The following is an 11113-nucleotide window of genomic DNA, read 5'->3' on the forward strand; positions in this document are numbered from 1 at the left end:
GGGGATGAAGACGAATATACGAAAATTTCCGGCAGTGCTCCTGCTTGCGGTTCTGTGCCTGACAGTTTTTCCGATTTCAGCTATGGCAGCTGGAGTTGCGGAAGTAAAGATTCCTGTCAGCGTGGAATTGTCAGGTGAGAAGCCATCTCCGGACGAAACTTATACGATCATTCTTCAGGGTGAGGACGAAGCACCCATGCCGGAAGAAAATACGATCACGATCACAGGTGCGGGGAAAGCAGAATTTCCTGCAGTGGAATATGCTGTTCCTGGCGTATACACTTACAGCGTTTCCCAGCAGCCTGGAAAGCTGGAAAACGGACATTATGACAATACCGTTTATTATGTGAAAGTAACAGTAACGAACGGAGAGTCCGGTGATCTGGAAGCAGTTGTGGCTGCACATACCGATGCACAGATGAACAGCGAGAAACAGGATATCGGCTTTGTGAATTCCTACGATCCTGTGGATACGCCGACACCTGTACCGGAAAATACACCGACACCACTTCCGGAAAAAACTCCGACTGCAGTGCCGACCAGAACTCCGGCAGCGACCATAACGAACACGCCGATAAAACCTGACAGCAATCCGCCTGCTTCCGGAACTTCTTCCTATACAGGAAATACTGGTTCCAGTCATGTAAAAGCTATGCCAAAAACAGGAGATAACACAAACATTGCAAAATGGATCGCAGTGATCTGCGTTTCCGGATGCGTGGTATTACTGGCAGCAGTATTTGTCAGAAGAAAAAAGAAAACGGATAAATAACAGGATCCGGACAGCGGTGCGGCAGGAAAAATTTCTACCGCATCGCTTTTTTTGACGAAATGTGAGGGACAGAGGATGGCAAACGGACTTAAACTGGAAGGTCAGAGATTTGGTCATCTGACGGTACTGAAAAAACTGGATGAGCGGGAAAACAGGTATGTTGTATGGCTGTGCAGATGTGATTGTGGAAATGAGATAAAAGTAAATACCAGACATCTGATGCGTGGGACTGTAAAGGACTGTGGATGTATTCCGGAAAACAGTGCCAAGAGAGGACCGGTGGCAGAAGACCTTACAGGCCGGCGTTTCGGGAAACTTGTGGCAGTAAAAAAACTGGAAAGTAAAAACGGCAGGACCAGGTGGGAATGCCGCTGTGACTGCGGGAATATGCATATTTCCACTGCACACAGCCTGAAAGCCGGAAAATGTACCAGCTGCGGTTGCGGCCATTATGTCAGAGGTCGCGGGATCACCGACATCAGCGGACAGCGTTTCGGGCGGCTGACTGCTCTCTATCATACAGATAAAAGGAGCAAAAAGGGCTCTGTGTTCTGGCATTGTCGGTGTGACTGCGGAAATGAAGTGGATGTGACAGAGGATGGCCTTCTTCATGGTAATTACAGAAGCTGTGGCTGTCTGAGACAGGAGATATGGAAGGAGCTTCCCGGGCAGCTGCATATGGTAGATGGAACCTGTGTGGAGATGCTGGAAAAAAGAAAGCACCGCAGTGATAATACCAGCGGATTCCGTGGCGTCTATCAGCTGCGGAATGGAAAATACCGTGCTACCATCGGATTCAAGGGGAAACGATTTTATATCGGAACTTTTGTGGATTATCAGGATGCGGTCCAGGCCCGCCAGGAAGCGGAATCTACCATCCACGAAGGCTTTGTCCGCGCCTGGTACAGCTGGAACCGGCAGGCAGAAAAAGATCCCGGCTGGGCCAGAAATAATCCCCTGGTATACGAGATCCAACGGATCAACGGAGAGTTTCAGGTGACAACGAATATGAAAGAAAAAGAACTGCTGAAGTAAACTGAATATTCTCACATAAGCTGTCGCGTTAATGTGCTACAGCTTATTTTTTTGAAAAATACCGATAAAAATGTGGACAAAACCGAAAATAATGGTTAATATATACACATGCCTAAAAATCAAAAAAATGAAAATTATACGAAATATATAATATAAACCCGGAACGGATAAAAAACATATAGACATATTTACAAATCGACATCGCGGATATCAATACCGGAAGAAGTGGTGAAATAACGGGAGGAAGAGAATATGCTGAAATTTTTTAAAGGAAAAGATAAAGGAAATTTAATCTATGCACCCTGCAAGGGTAGAGTGGTTCCCCTTGCGGAGGTTCCGGACCCTGTCTTTGCGGATAAGGTACTGGGTGACGGTTTTGCCGTGATCCCGGCAGACGGCAGGATATATGCTCCGGCAGACGGTGAGGTGGCAATGGTATTTGATACGCTTCATGCAGTTACGCTGACAAGCACTCAGGGCGCGGAAATACTGATACATATCGGACTGGATACAGTCACACTTAAGGGCGAACCCTTTAAAGCGCACGTTGCAGCAGGTGACAAGGTTAAAAAGGGTGACCTTCTGATAGAGGCTGATCTGGACAAAATTGAGAAAGCCGGTTTAAACACGATTATCCCGGTTCTGATCTGCAACACAGATGATTACGGAAAGATAAGCCTCCAGAAGGAGGGGGATGTTTCGGCGGATGAAGCCGTCCTCAAGCTTTCATGATCATCTTCATGCAGCTGACAGGCTTATAGCAGCCCGGAGATAGTAGCAATTTTCGGGGTGTTATAACCGGAGTGATCCGGTCAAATATATTTATTTTAAGGGAGGGGAAATATATGAAATTTCTTCAAAAACTGGGAAAAGCGTTAATGCTTCCGGTGGCAGTACTGCCAATCTGTGGTATCCTCATGGGTATCGGATACTGGTTATGTCCGGCAACTATGCAGGGTGGAGACATTCATGGCGCAGCCAATCTGATCGGTCTGTTTCTGGTTAAGGCAGGCGGAGCTCTGATCGACAACATGGCAATCCTTTTTGCTATCGGTGTTGGTGTCGGTATGTCAGAAAAGAATGACGGAACCGGCGGAATTGCTGCACTTGCATCCTGGCTGATGCTCACAACACTTCTTTCTACAGGATTTGTTACAACCATCATGCCATCAATCGCTGACAATGCAACAAAGACTCTTGCATTTGACAAAATTGCGAATCCTTTTATCGGAATCCTTGCCGGTATCATCGGATCTACATGCTATAACAAATTCAAGAGCACCAAGCTTCCTGACTGGCTGTCATTCTTCAGCGGCAAGCGCTGCGTAGCGATCATCGCATGAGTGGTTTCCATTATCGTATCTGCTGTATTACTGTTTGTGTGGCCATTACTTTTCAGTGCACTTGTAGCATTAGGAAAAGCAGTTGCAGGTATGGATGTTGTTGGTGCAGGTATCTATGCATTCCTGAACCGTCTGCTGATCCCTACCGGATTACATCACGCACTGAACAATGTATTCTGGTTTGACACCATCGGACTTGGTGATCTTCAGCACTTCTGGGCAGGTGAAACCTCTGCAGATGTATCCTGGAGCCTTGGAATGTACATGTCCGGATTCTTCCCATGTATGATGTTTGGTATTCCTGGTGCAGCACTTGCAATGGTAAGATGTGCGAAACCTGCAAAGAAAAAAGTTGCCATCGGTCTTGTTGCATCTGCAGCGATCTGTGCATTTATCTGTGGTGTAACTGAGCCGTTCGAGTTTGGATTTATGTTCCTTGCTCCTGGCCTTTATGTAATTTATGCATTACTTTACGGTATCTTCACCATGATCACAGTTGCTCTTGGCTTCCGTGCAGGCTTCAGCTTCTCCGCCGGTGCGATGGATTTACTTTTCTCATCCTCACTTCCGGCAGCACAGAAGACATGGCTCATTCTTCCGCTTGGAATTGCAGCATTCATCGTATTCTATGTTGTATTCCTTTTTGCCATCAAGAAATTTGATCTGAAGACTCCGGGAAGAGAAGACGATGACGATCTTGAGGCAGAGAAGAATATCGAGCTTGCAAATGATGACTATACTGCTATTGCCGCAAAGATCCTTGAAGGCTGTGGCGGAAAAGAGAACATCACAAGTATCGATAACTGCATCACAAGACTGAGACTTGAGGTTAAGGATATTACAGCTGTAAATGATAAGGTGATCAAATCTGCAGGTGTTGCAGGCGTGATCAAACCTGGAAAAACTTCTGTACAGGTTATTATCGGAACCAAGGTTCAGTTTGTTGCAGATGCATTTTCTGCGCTTTGTAAATAATGACTTTTTTGGAGTCAGGTATTTGTTAAAATAATTATGGGGGCAGCAGAACTGTGAAAACGGTTCTGCTGCTGTTTTTTTGTATACCTTATATTGACCAATACTTTCAAAAAGCGTACAATGTTACTTCGATAAAAAACAACCGGTCAGTGCGTTTATGATTGCAATATTTCTACAGGGGGAATGAAGTTAATGAAATCCTGCATATTTCACAAAAAATATCTTTTAGCCGGCATATATATTATTTTTGTTCTGTTTACCTGCTGTAATTCCCGATTTTATCATACACCGCTGGCAAAAATATGTTCCGTAACAGAAAAACAGACTCTGAGCAGAGAAGGAACCAGGGGCTCAAAAGAATATTACTATACTCAGAATATTACGGCACGGATATTAAACGGTCCGCATAAAGGGGGAAAAATAACGGTCTCTAATGAATATACATCTTCTCAGGTTCAGACCAAGAAATATCATAAAGGAGACACCGTTCTTTTAAGCGGTTCAAAGGAAAGCCCCGGAAAAACGATACGTTCTGTAAAAAGGGATGGGTATCTGGCATTACTGGCAGGAGGATTATTTTTTCTTCTGATCTGCATTACAGGAAAGCAGGGATTTTACACGATCATATCACTGATACTGAATACAGTCATATTTGCGTATGGATTTCAGGCTTTTACAGAAGGGAAAAATATTTTAAATATCTGTAATGTCATCGCAGTTCTTTTTTCACTGACTACATTGATCTGTTTAAATGGAATTCATAGAAAAACATTTTCCTCAGTTCTTTCAACACTGTGTGTTCTGTTTCTGATCATGGCATTGTTTGAATTTTCTATTTATATGTACGGAGATCTGGATTATTCCAATCTGGAATACCTTGGAAGTACAGGCAATTCAGCAGATATATTCTGGGCAGATATTATGCTGACAGGACTTGGTGCAATTATGGATGTGACGGTGACGATCAGCGCAGCAGTAGGAGAGATCGTGCGGAAAAATCCATCGGTTTCTCTGAAAAGACTGATACATTCCGGTCGTGAAATCGGATATGATATTATGGGAACCATGATAAATGTACTGCTGTTTGTTCTGGCAAGCGGCATGATTCCCATGTTCATACTTAAGATGAATAATGATATAAGCTTTATAACGATCGTGAGATACCACATTCCATATGATATCTGTCGTTTTCTGATAGAAAGTATTGGAATTGTACTGGCAATACCAGTATCTGTTTTTATTGCTTCAGCGATTATGAAAATACCATCACGGAAAAGGGGTGTCAGAGAATGATCATTTTTCTTGCATTGATTTTAATTTTTCTGGTGATCTTGATTGGCGGAGAGCGTGGAGCCATGTCAATTATGACACTGGCGGGGAATATTGTAATTTTGTTTTTTTCAATTATGCTGATGTCTGCCGGTTTTCCTGTACTGCTCCTGATATTGGTGGCAGGTGCAGGTGTCTGTTATATTTCTCTGTTTTATCAGAACGGAAATAATCCAAAGACGCGGGCGGCTTTTCTGGCTACACTGCTGGTAATGTTACTTTTGTTTATTCCGATTTATATTATCACATGGAGATCAGGAAGTTACGGGTTAAATGAGCTGCAGATTTCGGAAGACGATTTTATGTACTATTACAGTACGGACCTTCATATTAACATGCTTCATGTAGGAATATTTGTAACTGTTTTCAGTACTCTTGGGGCTGTTATCGATACAGCATTATCTGTAACATCTTCTGTATATGAAGTCTGGACTCATAAAAACAGTCTGACAGCGAAAGAGCTTACAGCTTCCGGCTATCAGGTTGGGAAAGAAATTATCGGTACAACGGTAAATACGCTGCTGTTTGCCTATCTTGGAGGAACTATTTTATTGTTTTCATACATTCAGACACAGCAATATAGCCTGGAGATCATTCTTAATTCCCAGTTCCTATTCCAGGATGTTGCAGTCATGCTATCTGGTGTGGTAGCCTGCCTTATTACCGTCCCGGTATCGATCAGATGTATTATTCGACAGATCTCATGAAGCATATCTCCACTGCACTGAATACGGAATCCATGGTCCCGATACAGATGTTCTTTCCTGTATTCAGCAGACGTGGGCTCTCTTTTATGAAAGCAGTTATTATATTTATGTATTTATGGGAGTGCTTTTACAGGCAGTTCCATTTCTGATCCTGGGAGTCCTTCTATCTTCGGCGCTTCAGACATATGTATCGGAAAAATGGATCGTAAAATTACGGAAAATGTGAAGAAAGTGTGAAATTAGCACTCGCCTCTTGACAGTGCTAATAATGCGTGTTATAGTACATACAGAACAAAGGAAGAGAGAAAAAAGAAATCTTCCGGAGAAAGTTCTTACAGAATTTGCAGATGTTTTCAGAAACAGTAAATTAAAAACGCCTGCGCAGCACGCAGCGAATATAGATCAGGAGGAATGAGTTATGTTAATGCCAAGTATTTTCGGAGAAGATTTATTTGATGATTTTATGGGATATCCGACAGGCCGTCAGGCAGCTGCCAATGCTTATCCTCAGGTGAAGGATATGATGAAGACAGATATCCGTGATGTAGATGGCAATTATGAACTGGAGATTGATCTTCCGGGATTTAAGAAAGAGGATGTGAAGATCCAGCTGAAGAATGGTTATCTGAACATTCAGGCAACCAGAGAAGAGAAGAAGGACGAGAAGGATGATAAAGGTAAATATGTTCGTAGAGAACGTTATACAGGAACCTGCAACAGAAGCTTTTATGTAGGCTCGAGCATTAAGCATGAAGATATCCATGCGAAATATGAGAACGGAATCCTTCATGTAACCTTCCCGAAGGAAGAAACCAAGAAAGAAGCAGAAGAGAAGAAATTTGTTTCTATTGATTGATCAGCATTTATTGTGAAGCCCCGGTACTGGATTGCAAGCTCCGGGTGATGGGATATAGCATAATAACAATATCCGGAACAACCCAAACGGATATTGCAATATTAAAGCTCCAAATTGCACATTGCATTTGTTTATATAAATGAATATAACCCCCTTTTTTCCACCCCTCTGCCAATGTCCGGCAGAGGGGTTCTTTACGTTTCAGCCTGAAGTACAGAGGTGAATTCTGATTACTGTTTACTGGTAATATTCCGCGAAGCGTGTTGCTGAGAACGGAGTGAACAGTAACGAATTCTGATTAACTTTACACTCTTTCCTCACTCTGTTATACTTGGAACAGGTAAACAGCGGAAATTCGGCAATACTATAAAATTGGGGAAAGAGTTTTTACAGAGGTGAATATATGGGAGATAAGATCAAGGTTATCATGGACTGTGATCCCGGAATCGATGACGGGATCGCACTGGCATATGCGGCAGCACATCAGGATGAACTGGAGCTGCTTGCAGTGACGACATCTGCAGGAAGTACCAGGATAGAAAGAGTGACCCAAAATGCACTGGAGCTGGTGGATTTTTACGGACTGAAGGTTCCGGTGGCAGGAGGCCAGGACCGTCCTCTTGTGAAAGCGGCAATTCATGCGGAAGAATTCCACGGAGAGACAGGGCTTGGCCATTGCGTACTGCCGGAAGCAAAATCAGAGGCTGCTTCTGACAATGCAGTGCTTTTTATCCGTGACATTCTGAATGCCATTCCGGAGGGCGAGCAGGTAGTAATGATCGAAACTGCACCAATGACTAATCTTGCACTTCTGTTGAAGGTTTTTCCTGAAATAAAGAATAAGATCAGAAAAATTGTTTTTACAGGCGGCGCAGCAAAAGGCGGAAACATCACACCGGCAGCGGAATTCAACATCTACGCAGATCCGGAGGCGGCAAAGATCGTATTCGATTCCGGAATCCCACTGATCATGTGTGGACTGGATGCTACCCTGAAATGTAATCTCACCAGAAACCAGATCATGAAGCTGTGCCAGTCCGGTGATCCGGCAGCCAGAGCCTGTGGAGATATGGCTGGCTACGTACTTGAAAATTTTTCCAAATATCGCTGCGTTGCAAGTATCCATGCTGCTGTACCGTTTATGTATCTCATCCATCCGGAGTTCTTTAAAACAGAAAAAGTATTCCTGGATGTGGATTGTTCAGACGGTGCCGGACGGGGTGCCACATTATGCGATTTCCGCTGGTGGCTACACGAAGAAGACGAAATGAAAGATATGATTCTGACAGATGCAGATACAGAAAGCTTCCAGCAGGAGCTGTTTGAAGCGATTTATTCTGTGTCCGAATGCAAAAATATGAAATAGCCGGACAACGATCCGGAAACAGCTGCATTTATGAAGCAGCTGAGCAGTCAGATAAGAGGACAGAAAACCCATGAACTATATTGTATTTGACCTGGAATGGAACCAGAATCCGGATGGAAGAAGACATCCGGATAGTCGGCTCCCGTTTGAGATCATAGAGATCGGGGCAGTAAAATTAAATGAAAAAAGAGAGATCGTTGATACCTTTCAGTGCCTGATCAAGCCCAAAGTGTACCACTGGATCCACGACAGTATCCATGAAGTGATCCACGTGGATTATCATGAACTGGAAAAAGGCATCCCTTTTCCAAGGGCAATCCGGAGATTTCTGGAATGGTGCGGGGAGGAGTATCGCTTTTTTACCTGGGGAGACCAGGATGTGATGGAACTTCAGCGCAATATGAAATACTATAATCTTCTGAAGCTGATGCCAGGGCCGGTGCATTACTACGATGTGCAGAAACTTTTCAGCATAAAATTCGAGGATGGAATATCCAGGCGTTCCCTGGAATATGCTACAGACTACCTGCAGCTTCCCAAAAACCGGGATTTTCACCGGGCACTGGCAGACGCCAGCTATACTGCCAGGATACTCCTGGAGATTGATGAAGCCTGCATGATCCGCCATCCGTCCCTGGATGTATATCAGAATCCAAAATCCAGAGACAGCGAGATCTATATTTCCTATACAGACCATGACAAGTTTGTGTCCAGGGAATTTGTATCAAAGGAGCGTCTGATGAAGGACCGTACTATGGTAAGTACCATGTGTCCTATCTGCAGATGCCCTGCCAAGAGGAAGATCCGCTGGTTCAGTACCAACAATTCCAAGGTATATTACAGCCTTGCCCTTTGCCATGAGCATGGACCTGTTGCCGGAAAGATCCGGATCCGAAAAACCGATGAGGGAAAATATTTCGGGGTGAAGACCCTGAGAGCAGAAGATACAGAAGCGGCGGATGAGATCCGTGAAAAGCACGAATCTCTCCGCCGCAGGAAAATGTTACGAAGCCAGGAGAAGATCTGATACGATGTTTCGTTCGTATTGCATTCCCCATCCGACCATTTGTTTCTTATAATAATATTTGCTTTTCAGACGCAGTGGGCCGACAGCATTCTGAAGAACGGCCTGGCGTTTGTTAAGCTGTGATTTTTTGATACCTTTTGGAAGGGTCACATAAACCTTTGTCTGATAATAAAACGGATAGGTGTTTCCGTTATTCTTAAGGATATATTTGTCACAAGGGAGTACCTTAAACGGGACTGGCTCCATGGACACCTTCATATCCACTTTTTCAAAATTTTCAAAACCATAATTAAAAAGAGAAGCGGTATCGCTGTAAGCATTTGCCGCGGAAGTAGAATTCAGGATCACGGCTACCAGCGTTATATTTCCTCGTTTGCAGTAGGTGACAAGTGTGTTGCCGGATGCATCCGTGTAGCCTGTTTTTCCGCCACGGACGCCTTCATAATAATATTCGCCGTTTTTCATCATCTTGTGATGATTGAGCAGCTGGCGGGCTTCCGCAAATTTATTGGTAGGCGGGATCTCGTAATAACGTTTGGTGCAGTATCGCCGGAAAAGAGGATTCAGCCAGGCGGATTTGGCGATCTTTGCCATGTCGGAGGCTGTGGTGTAATGATTCTCATCCGGAAGACCGTTGGGATTATTAAAGTGTGTGTTCTTGCAGCCAAAAAGCTTGGCGCGCCAGTTCATGAGTTCTGCGAATTTCTTTACAGAGCCGGAAACTTCTTCCGCAATGGCGACAGACATTTCATTAGCGGACTGGAGCATGACAGCCATCAGGGCCTGATCCCTGGTGAATTTTTCACCGGGAGCAGCATAAATACTGGAATCTCCGGCAGTTACACTGGTGGAAGCTTTTTCAGATACGGTAATGTTTGTCTTAGCGTTCAGATTTTCGCAGGCAAGCAGTGTAGTCAGGATCTTCGTGATGCTGGCAGGGTAGAGCTGTGTGTCCGCATTTTTGGAATAAAGAACGGCTTCTGTATTTACATCCATAAGGACTGCAGCCTGTGCTTCGATGCCGGGACCTTTGGGCCACCCGTCAATGGAATCGGTGTCGGCAGCCTGTGAATAATAGCTGGAGTGAGCAGGCGTGACTGCTGCTGCCTGACCATCAGGAACCGGTGTGGCAGTGACGATAGGATCACCATATTCATCGTATCCATAGGCAGCCGCCGCGCAGGGAGCTGCGCCTGTGAGCAGGATCCCTATGCCGAGAATGCCTGCAAAGATCCGGCGCAAGGATCGTTTTTTCATATTTTTCATAACAAGATACCTTTCAGTGATAAATCCGGGCGAGAAGGTTATTATTCATTTGAGGATCAGTAACCGAAAAAATCTTGCCCGTTTTGTGATGAGGTGCAGTATTTCATTAATTATAGCATTGTATTAATGAAACGCTGTATTTTTGCCCTCAAGATTCTGTAGTAGTATACCACTTTCCTCCCGGAAAAACCACTTGCAGTCTGTGAAAATTCCATTAAGAAGAAGTGAACATACATATAATAAGAAAAATCCATGAAAACACTTGACATATGGATTTTCCCCAACCTATAATAGACAGCGTATATAGAAAAAGCTGTGATGGAGACAGTAGGCCATATGGAAAGCTTGCAGCGAACCGGGGATGGTGGGAGCCCGGGACGAGTAAATATGGCGGAATATCACTCCTGAGCTTCAGTTCCGAAGTTGTCCGGCAGCAG

General features: G+C 44.2%; 9 protein-coding genes and 1 pseudogene. 9 read left to right on the plus strand and 1 reads right to left on the minus strand.

Annotated elements, in window-relative coordinates; translation table 11 throughout:
- The first annotated feature begins 4 nt into the window (after positions 1-4).
- The 9 genes and pseudogenes from DMI82_RS08465 to DMI82_RS08510 all read left to right on the plus strand — a co-directional run bounded on the left by DMI82_RS08465 (position 5) and on the right by DMI82_RS08510 (position 9410).
- Positions 5-772 carry a Spy0128 family protein gene (locus DMI82_RS08465; protein ID WP_110103067.1) on the plus strand — a complete coding sequence of 256 codons (768 nt, stop codon included), beginning with the start codon at positions 5-7 and terminating at the stop codon, positions 770-772.
- A gap of 75 nt (positions 773-847) precedes the next feature.
- Positions 848-1807 (plus strand): aP2 domain, encoded by a 960-nt coding sequence (locus DMI82_RS20060; RefSeq protein ID WP_022426562.1) that lies wholly within the window; start codon positions 848-850, stop codon positions 1805-1807.
- A gap of 252 nt (positions 1808-2059) precedes the next feature.
- Complete coding sequence (locus DMI82_RS08475) at positions 2060-2539, plus strand: PTS sugar transporter subunit IIA (protein ID WP_015526406.1); 480 nt, start codon at positions 2060-2062, stop codon at positions 2537-2539.
- A gap of 113 nt (positions 2540-2652) precedes the next feature.
- Positions 2653-4125, plus strand: a pseudogene (locus tag DMI82_RS20660) (PTS transporter subunit EIIC).
- Between the two features lie 192 nt (positions 4126-4317).
- Positions 4318-5418 (plus strand): YibE/F family protein, encoded by a 1101-nt coding sequence (locus DMI82_RS08485; RefSeq protein WP_110103068.1) that lies wholly within the window; start codon positions 4318-4320, stop codon positions 5416-5418.
- The gene (locus DMI82_RS08490; protein ID WP_110103069.1) at positions 5415-6161 is read left to right on the plus strand and encodes a YibE/F family protein; all 747 of its coding nucleotides are present in this window, start codon (positions 5415-5417) and stop codon (positions 6159-6161) included. Before DMI82_RS08485 ends, DMI82_RS08490 begins: the two co-directional genes overlap by 4 nt.
- Before the next feature lie 418 nt (positions 6162-6579).
- Positions 6580-7017: an Hsp20/alpha crystallin family protein gene (locus tag DMI82_RS08500; RefSeq protein ID WP_015526401.1), complete on the plus strand. Its 438-nt coding sequence runs from the start codon at positions 6580-6582 to the stop codon at positions 7015-7017.
- A gap of 403 nt (positions 7018-7420) precedes the next feature.
- Positions 7421-8383, plus strand: coding sequence for a nucleoside hydrolase (locus tag DMI82_RS08505; protein WP_110103070.1), 963 nt, complete (start codon positions 7421-7423; stop codon positions 8381-8383).
- A gap of 70 nt (positions 8384-8453) precedes the next feature.
- The gene (locus DMI82_RS08510; RefSeq protein WP_021650273.1) at positions 8454-9410 is read left to right on the plus strand and encodes a 3'-5' exonuclease; all 957 of its coding nucleotides are present in this window, start codon (positions 8454-8456) and stop codon (positions 9408-9410) included.
- Here DMI82_RS08510 and DMI82_RS08515 read toward each other — a convergent pair.
- Positions 9387-10676 (minus strand): D-alanyl-D-alanine carboxypeptidase family protein, encoded by a 1290-nt coding sequence (locus DMI82_RS08515; RefSeq protein ID WP_110103071.1) that lies wholly within the window; start codon positions 10674-10676, stop codon positions 9387-9389. The two genes, DMI82_RS08510 and DMI82_RS08515, sit on opposite strands and share 24 nt — an antisense overlap.
- Positions 10677-11113 lie beyond the last annotated feature (437 nt).

Source organism: Blautia sp. BCRC 81119, assembly GCF_003184505.1.
GTDB lineage: Bacteria > Bacillota > Clostridia > Lachnospirales > Lachnospiraceae > Blautia_A > Blautia_A fusiformis.